Raw genomic sequence first — 15,344 nt, 5'->3', positions numbered from 1 at the left:
CCTGTGCCCCCGGTCATTGCGGGGGCACAGGTGTTTAAACCACAATGGAACAGCTTGGCTTTTGACCTGAGTAGAAAGAGAAGTGAGATAACTATGCGCCGTATCGAGTATAAAACCGATGCCCAGCTGGCCCACATGGCACGAGCAGGCCTTATTACCTCCCGTGCCCTGGACGCTACTGTAGCCGCTGCCGCACCCGGCGTCAGCACCGCTGAACTCGACCGTGTGTTCCGGGGGGTGCTTGCAGAACACGGCGCGGGCTCGAACTTCTTGGGTTACTACGACTACCCAGCGACCGTTTGCACCTCGGTCAATGATGAAGTGGTGCACGGTATCCCGGGGGAGCGTACCCTATCTGATGGAGACATGATTTCCATCGACGGTGGAGCGACCGTTCAGGACGCTCAGGGTATAACCTGGCATGGTGACTCCGCCCGAACCGCTCTCATTGGTAACGTCTCGGCGGCTCGCCGCGAGCTTTCAGAGATTACACGGGCCGCCCTTTGGCACGGTATCGCAGCTGCTGCTACCGCTAAAAAGGTGGGTGAAATCGGGTTCGCCATTGAAAACTACGTCCGCGAGGAAACCGGTGACAAATACGGCATCATCGAGGATTTCGTGGGTCACGGCATCGGTACCTCCATGCACATGGCACCAGATGTACTCAACTATGCTGCCCGCGACCTGGGCGCCCGCCTCAAAAAGGGGATGGCGCTAGCTATCGAACCCATGCTCACCACCGGTGGTATTGAAACCATTACCCTGGAGGATGACTGGACCATCAAAACTGTAGACGGCGGGGACGCCTGCCAATGGGAACACTCCATCGCCATTCACTCCGAGGGTATCTGGGTTCTCACCGCAGAGGACGGTGGGGCTTCTGAACTCTCTAAACTTGGCGTCACTGTTAAACCCATTCCCGCCTAAATACTTTCTTCCACGATCACTAACCGGCCCTTAGCCGTTTGCACCTCACAGGACACTCTATGACTGATACTTCCACCAAAACCTCGGTTGAAATCTCAACCGCCCGGCCCGCGCCAGGCCAGATCATTCTGCAGGCGCCGCGCCGCGGAAAGCCCCCACGCCACATCGCTGACTTCGACATGGCAGGGCGCCGAGAATTTTTGGCAGAGCTTGGCTACAAGCCTTTCCGCGCTGCCCAGCTCTCAAAACACTACTTTGAGCGCCTGGTCACTGAGCCTGACCACATGACCGACCTACCGGCTGCAGAGCGTGAACAAATGGTAGCTGACGCTATGCCCCAGCTACTCACCACCGTCCGCACCCTTGAAGCTGATGGGGGAGACACCCTCAAAGTAGTCCACCGTCTCTTCGACGGTGCTCTGGTGGAGTCCGTCATCATGCGCTACGAAAACCGCGTGACCATGTGTATCTCATCCCAAGCTGGTTGCGGCATGAACTGCCCCTTCTGCGCCACCGGTCAGCAGGGCCTGACACGCAACCTGTCCACCGCTGAAATCGTGGAGCAGGTTGTAGCCGGTGCCCGCTACCTCAAAGAAATGAAGGGTCTAGAGCAGGCAACAGACGGAGCTGAGGATACTCGCCCGCTGCGCGTCTCCAACATCGTGTTTATGGGCATGGGGGAGGCACTAGCCAACTACAAGCAGACTATGGGCGCTGTACACCGCCTCATTGATTCCTCACCCGAAGGCTTAGGTATCAGCGCACGCGGGCTCACCATGTCCACCGTGGGGTTGGTTCCCGGCATCCGCAAGTTCGAGATGGAAAAACTACCCATCACCCTTGCCCTCTCACTCCACGCCCCGGACGATGAGCTACGTGATGAGCTCATCCCCATCAACCAGCGCTGGAAGGTTGATGAGACCCTGGATGCTGCCTACGACTATTACCGCACCACCGGCCGTCGCATCTCTATTGAGTACGCTCTGATTCGCGATATTAATGACCAGGGCTGGCGCGCCGATCTTCTGGGCAAAAAACTTGCCTCACGCGGACGCGGCTGGGTGCACGTTAACCCCATCCCTCTCAACCCAACTCCCGGCTCCAAATGGACTGCCTCCCGTAAGGGCGTCGAGCAGAACTTCGTAGAGCGCCTGCGCGCCCACGGTATCCCCGTCACCGTGCGCGATACCCGTGGCAGTGACATTGACGGAGCCTGCGGCCAGTTGGCAGCTAAGGAAGACTAAGCCACATAAGTGTGAGGTCAAGCAACTTTGCCGCAAAGCGTTAACATTTAATGTTTTTTCGCGTATATTTGTGTGTTGGTCGTCTGTGCCCAAAAGGCTCCTGCCTTAAAGCGCCCGGCACCCGCACTTGCGCGGGATAACGGTTGCAACAGAAAAACACTACAAACTGCCCGCAGCGAAAGTTGTGAGCACAAACGTAAAGCGGAGGATATGGCCAAGAAAGACGGCGTCATCGAGATCGAAGGTACCGTGGTCGAAGCACTGCCCAACGCGTCATTCCGCGTTGAGCTAGACAACGGACACAAAGTACTTGCACACATCTCAGGCAAGATGCGTCAGCACTACATTCGAATCCTGCCTGAGGACCGAGTAGTGGTCGAGCTGAGCCCCTACGACCTCTCACGCGGTCGTATCGTCTACCGCTACAAATAAACACCAACCAAACACCACCAGCGCGTGGTGTTTGCGCCGTGTAAAAGGGGTAAACAGTTCTACCACCCGCTTGCGGGACGCAGAACCTCTTACCCCGCCCGTCCAAAGCAATAGCTGAAAATCAACGCAAAGGAATGCGATGAAGGTCAAGCCGAGCGTTAAGCCGATCTGCGATAAGTGCAAAGTGATCCGCCGTCACGGTGTGGTCATGGTGATCTGCGAAAACCCGCGCCACAAGCAGCGTCAGGGCTAAATCCCTAGAACGCTGAACACCGCGCCGAAAGGTGCGGAAATAACTGAAAAATGGCACCGCTCCTAGGAAAACCTAGGATACCCTCGGGCACAGAGGCCGGGGACCGCAAAGAATTGCGGGCAGTGATGTCACAGACCTCTGCGAAAGCAAGGAGAAGCCAACTATGGCACGTCTCGCTGGAGTCGATATTCCCCGCGAAAAGCGCGTGGAGATTGCTCTCACTTACATCTACGGCGTGGGTAAGACCCGTGCAAAAGAAGCTCTCGCTGCAACCGGTGTTGACCCCAACATCCGCGTCAAGGACCTTGACGATTCGCAGCTCGTAGCACTTCGTGACTTCATCGAAGGTAACTACAAGGTTGAAGGTGACCTTCGCCGCGAGGTTGCTGCAGATATCCGCCGCAAGGTTGAAATCGGTAGCTACCAGGGTCTGCGTCACCGCCGTGGCCTTCCCGTACACGGCCAGCGCACCAAGACCAACGCACGTACCCGTAAGGGTCCGAAGCGTACCGTCGCAGGTAAGAAGAAGTAAACAGTGTTGCCTCAGTCTTGCCCGTTCAGTAAGACCAACACTTCAACCAAAACTTTGTAGGAGAATCAAAAATGCCTCCCAAGACTCGCGCAGCGGCCCGCAAGACCGGCCGCCGCAAGGTATCTAAGAACATTGTCGCCGGTCAGGCGCACATCAAATCAACCTTTAACAACACCATCGTATCGATCACCGATCCTTCAGGTGCTGTTATCTCCTGGTCATCAGCAGGTGAAATGGGCTTCAAGGGTTCACGTAAGTCAACCCCCTACGCTGCTCAGATGGCTGCCGAAACCGCTGCAAAGCGCGCTCAGGAGCACGGTGTACGTAAGGTAGACGTATTCGTCAAGGGCCCCGGCCCCGGTCGCGAAACCGCTATCCGCTCACTGCAGGCTACCGGCCTCGAAGTTGGCTCAATTCAGGACGTCACCCCCGTTGCACACAACGGCTGCCGCCCCCCGAAGCGCCGCCACGTCTAAGCCGCTCGTCCACAGGACGCGTCCCGATTTATCGGGAGACCTCAAACCACACGGTTTGAGGTCAATGAACAGACTGCTTCGTCTGCTTCCTCACACGTTTTTCCCAACCTGTGAGCTCATATAGCGGATGCTCACCGAAAGGAAACAAAGTGCTCATTGCACAGCGCCCCATCCTGCGTGAAGAATACGTATCGGAAAACCGTTCACGCTTCACCATCGAGCCCCTCGAGCCCGGCTTCGGCTACACCCTGGGCAACTCACTCCGTCGCACCCTTCTATCCTCCATCCCCGGCGCTGCTGTTACCAGCATCCGCATCGATGGTGTGCTGCACGAATTTAGCACCGTAGAAGGCGTCACCGAGGACGTCACCGAGATCATCTTGAACATCAAGAAGCTCTCAGTCTCCTCAGAGAATGACGAGCCCGTCATCGCCTACCTGCGCAAGCAGGGCGAAGGTGAACTCACCGCAGCCGACATCGAGGTGCCTGCAGGCGTAGAGATCCACAACCCGGATCTCCACATCGCAACCCTCAACAACCGCGCTAACTTCAACGCGGAACTGACCATCGAACGCGGCCGCGGCTACGTTTCGGCAGCTCAGAACAAGTCAGGCGATGCCGAGATTGGCCGTATCCCGGTTGACTCCATCTACTCACCCGTTCTGAAGGTCACCTTCCGTGTTAGCGCAACCCGTGTTGAGCAGCGCACCGACTTCGACTCCCTGACTTTGGACGTCGAAACTAAGGAAGCAATCGCTCCCCGCGACGCAGTAGCATCAGCAGGTAACACCCTAGTTGAGCTCTTCGGCCTAGCCCGTGAACTGAACACCGCAGCAGAAGGTATCGAAGTTGGCCCGTCACCCGCTGACGAGTCAATGGCAGCAGATCTCGCTCTGCCCATCGAAGACCTGGACATGACCGTTCGCTCCTACAACTGCCTCAAGCGCGAAGGCATCCACACCGTGGGTGAACTCGTGACTCGCAGCGAAGCAGACCTCATGGACATCCGCAACTTCGGTGCCAAGTCCATCGACGAAGTCAAAGCAAAGCTCACTGAGCTTGGCCTCTCCCTCAAGGATTCACCCGCGGGAATGGACCTGGCATCACGCCTGCAGGACGACGACAGCTACGGCAGCGACTACTAAGACACCGGCAGTCAACGCGTAAGCGTTACACCCGTCAAACATCTTTGGTTCCCGCACTACCTGGTACGGGTGCAGGAACGGCAAACAGGAGAATAAATTATGCCTACTCCCACTAAGGGTCCCCGCCTCGGCGGATCACCGACCCATGAGCGCATCATGCTGAACAACCTGTCTCAGCAGCTCTTTGAGCACAAGCGCATCACCACCACCCTGACCAAGGCAAAGCGCATGCGCCCCGTCGCTGAGCGTCTCATCACCTTCGCTAAGAAGGGTGACCTCAACGCACGTCGCCGTGTCCTACGCTCCATCGGCAACAAGACCGTGGTCCACGAGCTGTTCACCGTCATTGCACCCGCAATGGCAGAGCGCCCCGGTGGCTACACCCGAATCACTAAGATCGGTAACCGCAAGGGCGACAACGCTCCCATGGCAGTTATCGAGCTCGTGATGGAGCCCATGGGTGCCAAGGCAGCAGTAGCTGAAGCAACCGCAGTAACCGAAGCAGCAGCACCCGCCGCTGAAAAGGTAGCACCCGTTGCAGCAGCACCCGTTGAGACCGCTACCGAAGCTACTTCAACCGACCTGCCCGCAGGCGCAGCAGCAGCACTCGAGAACGGCGAAGCTCCTGAGGGCTTCGGAATCAAGGGTAACGCTGGCTCCATGAAGTACCACGTACCTGGCTCACGCTGGTACGCGAACACTCAGGCTGAAATCTGGTTCGACACCAAGGAATCAGCTGAAGCAGCAGGTTACGCACCTGCTGGTGGTGTAGCAGCACAGACCATCTCCGAGTAATCTCTTAGAGACGCACTCCGGTCGATTAACTGGTGGCTCTTCCCAAATTGGGGAGGGCCACCATTTTCTGTGTTTAATATGCTGCAGGGTCACGGATACCTGCTGACCCTCTCACAGCTGATGCAAGTTGTCGCGCAAGCTCGGAAAACCTGCACCGGCTGTGATTCACCCCAACCCCGGACCAGCAGGCGCCCGATATATTACAGCACAAAACCGGTAAAGTAAGTGCGAAACTAATACGACTGACCAGGAGCACCGTGAACCACCATCCCTTGGGAGCCGCAGCAACGGAGTCTTTGCCGGCTGAATTCAAGCCGAGCATGCGGGTCCGCGTCGACTTTGCCTATGACGGTACCCCCTTTGCCGGCTGGGCCAAACAGCCTGGGCTGGTTACCGTTCAAAGTGTTCTTGAAGAGGCTCTGGCCCTCATTTTCCGCCAGCCCATCTACACCACGGTTGCCGGGCGCACGGACGCCGGGGTACACGCCCTGCACCAGGTGGTGCACTTTAATGTCCCCACTGACCTCTGGGAGAAACTCCCCGGTCGCAGTGAAGACGCACCGGCCCGAGCTTTGCGCCGCAAATTGCGCGGATCTCTCTCTCGGGCATTGGCCGACGCTGAAGTACAGCTGGGTCTACCGTCCCGCCTGCAGGGACTACTGCAAAAAGCTATTACTATCAGCGCTTGCGCAGAGGTTCCCTCTAGTTTTGACGCCCGCTTCTCAGCCCTAGAGCGCTCCTACCGCTACCTCCTTGAGGATAATCAAGAAGAAAATGGCTCCAATCCTCTCTACCGAGGTTTGACCTGGCAGATTAATAAAGAACTTGATCTGGAACTTATGAACAGTGCTGCCCAAGAGCTGCTGGGGCTCCACGACTTCCTGTCCTTCTGCAAGCCCCGCGAAGGATCAACCACAATTCGTGAGCTACGAGAACTCAGCTTTGAGCGGCAAGAAGACGGGCTGATTGAGGCAACCATTAGAGCAGATGCCTTCTGCCATAATATGGTGCGAACTCTCATCGCCTCCCTGGTGATGGTGGGGGAGAGAAGCAAAGATCTACCCTGGCTTTTGAGCCGGATCCAAAACCCTGTGCGTGACTCCCAGGTACGGCTAGCTGCACCTCGCGGGCTCGCTCTCAATCACATCACCTACCCCGTTGCCTCGGCATACGCTGCTCAGGCAGACCGGGCGCGCAACAAGAGAGAACTCTAAAACTACACCCTTGTCATTATTAAGGGTGAGCTACCTCAAAGAGGGCGGATTTAAGGCTTCTTCACCTAGATTAAGTGCCAGATTTTCTGTATAGTTTCATACGTTGTGCGTACACCGCCCTCATTTCGTACCCTGTTCTTCGGTCTAGTTGCAGGACATAACGGGGAACAAGAGGTCTGAGGAATGGTCGTGCAGTTGCGTTTGGCCCTCACCCAAACCCTGCCACTAACGCACAGATAGTCAAATAGGCGCGACACCCAACTAGCGCCCTACCGAAACGAGAAAAGGCGAAATTTTGCGCACTTACACTCCGAAGTCAGGCGATAACAACCGCCAGTGGCACATCATTGATGCCTCCGACGTTGTTCTCGGCCGTCTTGCAAGCCAGACCGCAATCCTGCTGCGCGGCAAGCACAAGCCCACTTTTGCACCCCACGTTGATATGGGTGACTCAGTTATCATCATCAACGCAGAAAAGGTTGCACTGACCGGTGCGAAGCTTGAACAGAAGCGCGCATACCGTCACTCAGGCTACCCCGGTGGTCTGAAGTCAGTAAACTACGCCGAACTGTTGGAAACCAACCCCGTTCGCGCCGTAGAAAAGGCTGTTAAGGGCATGCTGCCCAAGAACAAGCTAGCTGCACAGCAGCTCAAGAACCTCAAGGTCTACACCGGTTCTGAGCACCCCCACTCAGCTCAGCAGCCCAAGACCTACGAATTCAACCAGGTTGCCCAGTAATTCGGGCCTACGAAAGAACTATTAAAGGAGACATCGTGGCTCAGAACGAAGAGTACACCACCGAAGAAGAGCTCACTAGCTACACTTCAGAATCATCAGAAACCGTAGCTGAGAAGGCTCCCCGCCCCGCACTGACCGTTGGCGGTCAGGCTGTAGGTCGCCGTAAGGAAGCTGTTGCTCGCGTTCGTCTGGTACCCGGTACCGGCAAGTGGACCGTAAATGGTCGCGAACTCGATAACTACTTCCCCAACAAGCTGCACCAGCAGGAAGTTAACGATCCCTTCAAGCTCCTCGAGCTCGAAGGTGCTTACGACGTATTCGCACGCATTTCCGGTGGTGGCCCCTCCGGTCAGGCAGGCGCACTGCGTCTAGGCGTTGCTCGTGCACTGAACGAGATCGATCTCGAGAACAACCGCCCCGCCCTCAAGAAGGCTGGCTTCCTTACCCGTGACGCACGCGTCATCGAACGTAAGAAGGCAGGCCTTAAGAAGGCACGCAAGGCGTCACAGTTCTCTAAGCGCTAAAGACTTTCGTTGCTTACGCAACGACAACAGCTTACAGGCAGCGTCCCACCCTCTACGGGTGGGGCGCTGCCTCGTTTTAAGGCTAAATGGTTAACCCTCAGGCGCAGGGGTAAAGGTCTAAGTGCGCGTAATAGTGGGAGCAAGGTGATGCGAGCCATAGAATGATGGTGCAAGGTACCGATGAGAGAAAGGGTGCCCATGGCATCTTCGAATACCACCCGCGCTAGGACCCTTAAGAGCGCACCGGGCAAAGACGCCCCCGCTGAGACGGAAAGCAAAGACGCTCAGGCAGTCCAGTTACCAGCTGAAGACTCCAAAAAGCAGGCTGTGAAAGCCGCTTTAGCTAAAGAAACCCGCCGTGTTTCAGTGGTTGAAGACTACAGCGCTGAACTTGATGAGATGGAATCGCTGAGGAAAAAAACTAACGGCTCCTCTGAATCCAAGTCAGATGCCTGGAAGGCAGGCTACCCCTACGACGAAAAACTGGGGCGCAAGGAATACGAGAAAGAGAAGCGAGCTCTGCAAATCGAGCTTCTTAAGCTGCAGCTGTGGGCCAAAGAGACAGGGCAGAAGATTCTTATTATCTTTGAGGGCCGTGATGCTGCTGGTAAGGGCGGTGCCATCAAGCGTTTTATGGAGCATCTCAACCCGCGTGGCGCCCGCGTGGTTGCACTGGAGAAACCAACCGATATTGAGCAGACTCAATGGTACTTCCAGCGCTACATCCAGCACCTTCCCTCCGGCGGTGAAATCGTGCTCATGGACCGTTCATGGTACAACCGGGCAGGTGTTGAGCGCGTCATGGGCTACTGTACCTCGCAGCAGTACTACGAGTTCATGCGAGAAGTGCCTGAGCTAGAGCGCATGCTGGTGAATTCCGGGGTCAAGCTCATAAAATTCTGGTTTTCCGTGACCCGCGCGGAGCAGCTGGCTCGCTTCAATGCCCGCCGCACAGATCCTGTACGTCAGTGGAAGCTGTCACCCACTGACCTAGCTTCGCTTGATAAATGGGATGACTACACTGCCGCTAAAGAGGCAATGTTCTTCTATACCGATACCGGGGACGCCCCCTGGACGGTAGTAAAGTCCAACGACAAGAAGCGTGCACGCCTGGAGGCTATGCGTCATGTGCTTAACCAGTTCGATTACCCCAACAAGGATACGGCGCTGGTAGGCGCCACTGACTCACTGATTGTGGGTTCGGGTTCGGACGTGTTGGATGATGATGTGCCGGAAAACCCAGAGGGTTTTCCCATACTAAGAGAAGAAAACTAGGTGAAGCGTCGTAGAATAGTCTGTGATGTCACAAAGATTATTCGGAACCGATGGTGTTCGCGGTCTCGCTAACGATTTAATTACCCCAGCTCTAGCAATGGAGTTGGCGCAAGCCGCGTCTATCGTTCTTGGGTTCAATACGGTTGAAAATGGAACTCGCCCCAAGGCAGTCATCGCGCATGACTCCCGTATCTCGGGTGAGTTTATCGGTGCGGCGATGACCGCAGGCTTTGCCTCCTCCGGCGTTGATGTTCTTGACGCCGGATTGGTGCCTACGCCTGCGGCTGCCTACCTTGTTGCTAGCACGGGCGCAGACTTTGGTGTCATGATCTCAGCATCTCACAATGCGGCTGAAGATAACGGCATTAAGTTTCTTGCTCGGGGAGGCAAGAAGCTCGATGACGCGCTGGAAGATGCTATTGAAGAGCTCTATAGCAGCAAGGACTTCCGTTTCCCAACTCACGGTGCCGTGGGGCGCATCCGGCCCCTGACTGACGGTGAGGACCGTTACGTCACCCACCTGCTCTCAACCATTCCTGATCACCGCCGTCTTAACGGCCTTAAGGTCGTTCTTGACTGCGCCCACGGTGCTGCCTCGGGTGTTTCCCCCGATGCCTTCCACGCCCTCGGCGCTAAGGTTCGTGTGATTGGTGCGGAGCCAGATGGCACTAATATTAACAACGGCGTGGGCTCAACCCACCCCGAGAAGCTACAGGAAGCTGTGGTCGAGTGGGGAGCTGACCTAGGTATCGCCCATGATGGTGATGCTGACCGTTGCTTGGCCGTTGACGAACAGGGCAACCTGGTGGACGGCGATCAGATTATGTCGATTCTGGCACTTGCTATGAAGGACGCCGGAAAACTCAAGGACGATACCCTAGTGGCCACCGTCATGAGCTCACTGGGTCTTGAAATTTTCCTCAAGGAACACGGTATTAAACTGGAACGTGCTTCGGTGGGAGACCGCTACGTGCTGGAAGCTATGAACGCTAACGGCTTTAACCTGGGTGGTGAGCAGTCCGGTCACGTCATTATGAGCGACTACGCTACGACCGGTGACGGGGTACTAACCGGTCTGCATATTGCAGCAGAGCTAGTACGCACCGGCCTGCCGCTATCTGAGCTGGCCAACCGCATGCAGGCAACGCCCCAGCGCCTCATCAACGTCAAGGGCGTGAACCGCGCAGGCGTACAGGGCAATGAGATTCTACAACAGGCTATTCGCGATGCTGAAGCTGAGCTGGGGGATACAGGCCGGGTGCTCCTGCGCCCTTCCGGTACCGAGCCGCTGGTCCGCGTTATGGTGGAAGCCCAGACGCAGGACATCGCAGATGCAACTGCTGAAGCACTAGCTGCCGTCGTTGCCAAAGAACTAGCTATTTAGCCCGTAGATTCATCAATTACAGCGCTCATCCTCTTTACGAGGGTGAGCGCTTTGTGTATGACCTATCTAAACCTATCTAACAGGTGTGAAAAAATAGCAGAAAAGCTCATGTTTAAAAGAAAGTGCCGGGGAGTAAAATAGGTGTACTCCACTCTAAGTATTGTTTTCTTTGTCTATACAGAGTGTTTAGTAGATTTATTCATCTCACTCGCACCTCGCGAAAATACACACAAGAAGGGCTTATGTCCGAAAAGAAACCAGCCAGCGTTCGCGTGCGCGTCCAAAAGTTTGGCACCTTCCTCTCCAGCATGATTATGCCCAATATTGGTGCACTCATTGCGTGGGGTCTGATTACCGCGCTCTTCATCCCTGCCGGGCTCGTCCCCAAATATTTCCCTTCACTGACCGGCTTCAGTGAATACGTGGCAACGATGGTCGGCCCGATGGTGACCTACCTACTGCCCATCTTGATTGCTTACACCGGCGGTAAGCTCATCTACGAACACCGTGGTGGTGTTGTAGGTGCAACCGCAACCATGGGTGTCATCATGGGTACTAGCGCTGAAATCTTCATCGGTGAAGAGGGCGGCTCACCCATGTTCTTGGGCGCTATGATCATGGGCCCCCTGGCCGCATGGTGCATGAAGAAACTTGATGGCATCTGGGACGGCAAGATCAAGCCTGGCTTTGAAATGCTGGTCAATAACTTCTCTGCCGGTATCTTTGCCGGTATTGCAGCTATCGCTTCGATGTTCTTGCTGACTCCAGTCATGAAGGCTATCTCAGCCGGTGCTGGTGCTGCTGTGGAGTGGCTGGTTAATACCGGTCTGTTGCCGCTGACTGCACTGTTGATTGAGCCCGCAAAGGTCCTCTTCCTGAACAACGCCATTAACCACGGCATCATTACTCCTCTTGGCACTCAGCAGTCACTGGAAATGGGAAAGTCCATCCTCTACCTGCTGGAAGCAAACCCCGGCCCCGGTCTGGGTATCCTGCTGGCCTACATGTTCTTCGGCCGCGGTGCTGCTAAAGCATCGGCCCCCGGTGCAGCCCTGATTCACTTCTTCGGTGGTATCCACGAAATCTACTTCCCCTACGTTCTGATGAAGCCCCAGCTGATTGCTGCCGCTATTGCTGGCGGTATGGCTGGTACCTTTACGTTCTTGACCTTCGATGTAGGTCTGACCTCAGCTTCGGCTCCCGGCTCAATCATCGCTATCACCGCTGTTTCTGCGCCCGGTGACCTTTTCAAGGTTTACGCCGGTGTACTGGCAGCTACCCTGGTCTCCTTCCTGGTAGCTGCTCTGATTCTTCGCTTCTCCAAGAAGGGTGAAGACGATCTTGAAGCTGCTGCTCAGAAGATGCAGGACATGAAGGGCAAGAAATCCTCAGTTGCTGGTGCCTTCGCTTCTTCAGCTGCTCATCCCAACAAGGAAATCCGCAGCATCGTTTTTGCTTGCGATGCCGGCATGGGTTCATCCGCTATGGGTGCTTCAGTTCTGCGTAACAAGATTAAGGACGCAGGTTTCGGCGACAAGGTCACCGTCACCAACTCCGCAATCAACGCTCTGCAGGACAAGTACGACCTGCTCGTTTCTCACCAGGATCTGGCTGATCGTGCTGCCACCCCCACCCCCAGCGCACTCCACGTAGCTGTCGATAACTTCATGGGTTCCCCCCGTTACGACGAAATCGTTGAGATGATTCGCAAACAGCAGGAGGGCACCACCGCAGCTCCGGCTGAGGCCGCCCCTGTAGCTGCCCCCGCTGCGGTAGCCGCTACCGCTACCGAAGCACCTGCTGGTGAACAGGTGCTGACCGCCGACACCATCGTCCTGGGCGCCAGCGCCGCTGACCGCGCAGCTGCAATTGAGCAGGCAGGTGACCTTCTGGTCTCTACCGGCAAGGTCGATGCTTCATACGTAGCAGCTATGCATGAGCGTGAAGCTTCTGTCTCTACCTTCATGGGCAACGGTTTGGCTATCCCCCACGGCACCAATGAGGCTAAGGACGCCATTCACTCATCGGCGATGTCTTTCATTCGCTTAGATGAGCCCATCGACTGGAACGGCAAGCCCGTCAACTTCGTGATTGGCATCGCTGGCGCAGGTGGCACCCACTTGGAACTGCTCCAGAAGATCGCTAAGACCTTCTCCAACAAAGCATCTGTTGCCCAGCTTGAAGAAGCAAAGACTGCCCAGGAAATCCTGGACATCTTCGGAAAGGTTAATAGCTAATGAAAAAAGCTGTACATTTCGGCGCCGGTAATATCGGCCGCGGCTTTGTTGGCGTTATCCTCAATGAAGCCGGCTACGAGCTGGTCTTCTCAGACGTTGCCGCTCCTCTCATTGATGCACTCAACACCGAGGAAAGCTACACCGTGCATGAGGTAGGTGCTGACCCCAAGGACATCACTATCACCAACTTCCGCGGTATCAACTCAGCAGAGAATCCCGACGCGCTCGCTGAGGAAATCGCTACTGCTGATGTCGTCACCACTGCCGTTGGTCCCACCGTGCTCAAGTTCGTTGCGGTTAATATCGCCCAGGGGTTGCAGAAGCGTGCTGAGCTGGGTACCCCCGGCAAGGTCGCCGTCATGGCGTGTGAAAACGCTATCAATGCAACCGACGGTCTGGCTGAAGAAGTGCGTAAGCACTACGCTGCAGCCGATGAACAGGCAATCTTCGCCAACACCGCCGTTGACCGCATCGTACCTAACCAGGCTCCCGGACAGGGGCTGGATGTCACCGTGGAGAACTACTACGAATGGGCTGTTGAAACCGGCCCCTTCGGCGATGACGTTCCCGCTATCAACGGTGCAACCTGGGTTGAGGATCTAGCTCCTTACATCACCCGCAAGCTCTTCACCGTCAATACCGGCCATGCCACCCTCGCCTACTTTGGCGCTCAGGCTGGCATCTCAAAAATCTCTGATGCGCTCGCAAATGATGAAATCCGCGCCAAGGTTGAGGCAACTCTTGCTGAAACCAAGGACCTCATCGTTCGCAGGTTCGGTTTTGAGCCCGAGGTGCAACAGACCTACATTGAAAAAATCCTGAGCCGCTTTGCCAATAAGGATTTGCCTGATACCACTGACCGTGTTGGACGTTCTCCCTTACGTAAGATTTCTCGCAATGAACGCTTCATTGGCCCGGCAGCTGATTTGGCTGAACTAGGACGCCCCACGGACGCCCTTCTGGCAACCGTTGCGGCCCTGCTGGAATTTGATGTAGCTGAGGATCCTGAAGCAGTTAGCCTGCAGCAGACCCTAGCTGAGCTTAAAGCTGGGGAGTCAGATCTGGACACCGTGACCGCCCAGCTCACCGGCCTGGATGCTGAGCACCCGCTCTACGCTGGAGTCCGCACAGTTATTGCGGCTCGTGTAGCCTAAGAGAAACGCATAGGGGCTTAGCTCCCCAAACGCACCAAGAAGAGGTGCCCCGCCCCCCTCACGGGAGGCGGGGCACCTCTTTTACCTCCACCGGTATGAGGCTTTAGCCTAGAGTAAACGTAGCTGAGCCAGTTGCTTGATGTCTGCAGAAGCGCGGTATCTCTCTTTTATCTTGCTATTTCTGCTAGATACGTCCAACCGTCTGAAGCAACGATTAAGGGTTATTCAAAAGGGTGGAGCGGGTGGGCGCAGTAGGTGGTCAAGCTGGCTGAATGGAGCACACTTTCCCGAGCGTGCGAGGAAGCAAAAAGTGTGTCGGATGAGCCGAGCTTTCGAGGCTGGGCGTGCATCTTCTGGTGAAAGAAGCGAACCAGAAGAGGGGGCAGTTTGCCACACACTCCGTCTACCTGCGCTTTTAATGTCTGATGACCCCCTCCATTGCTTGTAACTCAGAGCTACTGGGCTCTTAAAGCAAAGGTGCCCCGTTCCGAAAAGGAACGGGGCACCTATCAGTTAAATGTACTGAAAGTCTTTACTTGGCAGCGATGGCGTCGCGGATTTCCTTGAGCAGAGCGACCTGGGGGTCTTCCTCTTCCTCTTCGAGTTCGAGCTTTGCAGCGCGCTTTTCGTTGAACTTGTTGATGGGCATAACGATGCAGAAGTAGAGTGCAGCTGCAACGATCAAGAAGTTAACAACAGCGGTCAAGAAGACGCCGATCTTGACATCGCCAAATGCGAGCCATTGGTCGAATGAAACGTTGTCACCGGTAATGAAGGCAATAGCGGGCATCATCACTGACTCTACGAGAGCGGTGACAACGGCGGTGAAAGCGGTACCGATGATCAGACCGACTGCGAGGTCGATGACGTTACCGCGGGTAATAAAATCTTTAAATCCAGTAAGCATGATTTCAAGAATAGCGTGGGTCAAACCAGTAAGAAACTAAAAGCAGGTAAGAATTCCTGCGGAAACCAGTGGGCTTCCTCACAAGGTGATGTGCACCCCCCGATAT

Annotated in this window: 16 protein-coding genes; 15 read left to right on the top strand and 1 reads right to left on the bottom strand. The window is 55.7% G+C overall.

What is annotated here, in order from left to right; translation table 11 throughout:
* Window positions 1-93: 93 nt before the first annotated feature.
* The 15 genes from map (at window position 94) to VVR27_RS00140 (ending at window position 14,331) form a co-directional block, all read left to right on the top strand.
* Window positions 94-927, top strand: coding sequence for a type I methionyl aminopeptidase (map, locus tag VVR27_RS00210; RefSeq protein ID WP_368546577.1), 834 nt, complete (start codon window positions 94-96; stop codon window positions 925-927).
* A 59-nt stretch (window positions 928-986) separates the two neighbouring features.
* Window positions 987-2,171, top strand: coding sequence for a 23S rRNA (adenine(2503)-C(2))-methyltransferase RlmN (gene rlmN, locus VVR27_RS00205; protein ID WP_368546576.1), 1,185 nt, complete (start codon window positions 987-989; stop codon window positions 2,169-2,171).
* A 210-nt stretch (window positions 2,172-2,381) separates the two neighbouring features.
* The gene (gene infA / locus VVR27_RS00200; RefSeq protein WP_083090737.1) at window positions 2,382-2,603 is read left to right on the top strand and encodes a translation initiation factor IF-1; all 222 of its coding nucleotides are present in this window, start codon (window positions 2,382-2,384) and stop codon (window positions 2,601-2,603) included.
* 139 nt (window positions 2,604-2,742) lie between these two features.
* Window positions 2,743-2,856 (top strand): 50S ribosomal protein L36, encoded by a 114-nt coding sequence (gene rpmJ, locus VVR27_RS00195; protein ID WP_004005257.1) that lies wholly within the window; start codon window positions 2,743-2,745, stop codon window positions 2,854-2,856.
* Window positions 2,857-3,019: 163 nt separating this feature from the next.
* The gene (rpsM, locus tag VVR27_RS00190) at window positions 3,020-3,388 is read left to right on the top strand and encodes a 30S ribosomal protein S13 (protein ID WP_251379230.1); all 369 of its coding nucleotides are present in this window, start codon (window positions 3,020-3,022) and stop codon (window positions 3,386-3,388) included.
* A gap of 71 nt (window positions 3,389-3,459) precedes the next feature.
* Window positions 3,460-3,864 (top strand): 30S ribosomal protein S11, encoded by a 405-nt coding sequence (rpsK, locus tag VVR27_RS00185; RefSeq protein WP_237202257.1) that lies wholly within the window; start codon window positions 3,460-3,462, stop codon window positions 3,862-3,864.
* A 149-nt stretch (window positions 3,865-4,013) separates the two neighbouring features.
* A complete protein-coding gene (locus tag VVR27_RS00180; RefSeq protein ID WP_251379229.1) occupies window positions 4,014-5,009 on the top strand; it encodes a DNA-directed RNA polymerase subunit alpha in 996 nt (331 codons plus the stop codon).
* Window positions 5,010-5,108: 99 nt separating this feature from the next.
* The gene (gene rplQ, locus VVR27_RS00175) at window positions 5,109-5,804 is read left to right on the top strand and encodes a 50S ribosomal protein L17 (RefSeq protein ID WP_368546575.1); all 696 of its coding nucleotides are present in this window, start codon (window positions 5,109-5,111) and stop codon (window positions 5,802-5,804) included.
* Between the two features lie 257 nt (window positions 5,805-6,061).
* Window positions 6,062-7,018: a tRNA pseudouridine(38-40) synthase TruA gene (truA, locus tag VVR27_RS00170; RefSeq protein ID WP_368546574.1), complete on the top strand. Its 957-nt coding sequence runs from the start codon at window positions 6,062-6,064 to the stop codon at window positions 7,016-7,018.
* 295 nt (window positions 7,019-7,313) lie between these two features.
* Complete coding sequence (rplM, locus tag VVR27_RS00165) at window positions 7,314-7,757, top strand: 50S ribosomal protein L13 (RefSeq protein ID WP_237202253.1); 444 nt, start codon at window positions 7,314-7,316, stop codon at window positions 7,755-7,757.
* A gap of 35 nt (window positions 7,758-7,792) precedes the next feature.
* The gene (rpsI, locus tag VVR27_RS00160) at window positions 7,793-8,281 is read left to right on the top strand and encodes a 30S ribosomal protein S9 (RefSeq protein ID WP_237202252.1); all 489 of its coding nucleotides are present in this window, start codon (window positions 7,793-7,795) and stop codon (window positions 8,279-8,281) included.
* Between the two features lie 198 nt (window positions 8,282-8,479).
* Window positions 8,480-9,556 carry a polyphosphate kinase 2 gene (gene ppk2, locus VVR27_RS00155; protein WP_346872134.1) on the top strand — a complete coding sequence of 359 codons (1,077 nt, stop codon included), beginning with the start codon at window positions 8,480-8,482 and terminating at the stop codon, window positions 9,554-9,556.
* Between the two features lie 25 nt (window positions 9,557-9,581).
* Complete coding sequence (gene glmM / locus VVR27_RS00150) at window positions 9,582-10,940, top strand: phosphoglucosamine mutase (protein WP_368546573.1); 1,359 nt, start codon at window positions 9,582-9,584, stop codon at window positions 10,938-10,940.
* A 242-nt stretch (window positions 10,941-11,182) separates the two neighbouring features.
* The gene (locus VVR27_RS00145; protein ID WP_368546572.1) at window positions 11,183-13,177 is read left to right on the top strand and encodes a PTS mannitol transporter subunit IICBA; all 1,995 of its coding nucleotides are present in this window, start codon (window positions 11,183-11,185) and stop codon (window positions 13,175-13,177) included.
* A complete protein-coding gene (locus tag VVR27_RS00140; protein WP_368546571.1) occupies window positions 13,177-14,331 on the top strand; it encodes a mannitol-1-phosphate 5-dehydrogenase in 1,155 nt (384 codons plus the stop codon). Before VVR27_RS00145 ends, VVR27_RS00140 begins: the two co-directional genes overlap by 1 nt.
* A 532-nt stretch (window positions 14,332-14,863) precedes the next feature.
* Here the strand turns inward: VVR27_RS00140 and mscL are convergent.
* The gene (mscL, locus tag VVR27_RS00135) at window positions 14,864-15,238 is read right to left on the bottom strand and encodes a large conductance mechanosensitive channel protein MscL (protein WP_368546570.1); all 375 of its coding nucleotides are present in this window, start codon (window positions 15,236-15,238) and stop codon (window positions 14,864-14,866) included.
* Window positions 15,239-15,344: the final 106 nt, after the last annotated feature.

The sequence above is a fragment of the Rothia sp. LK2492 genome, from assembly GCF_040946345.1.
Taxonomy (GTDB): domain Bacteria; phylum Actinomycetota; class Actinomycetes; order Actinomycetales; family Micrococcaceae; genus Rothia; species Rothia endophytica.
Note: the sequence above shows the minus strand (reverse complement) of the source record. Positions and strands in the feature narration are given on the sequence as shown.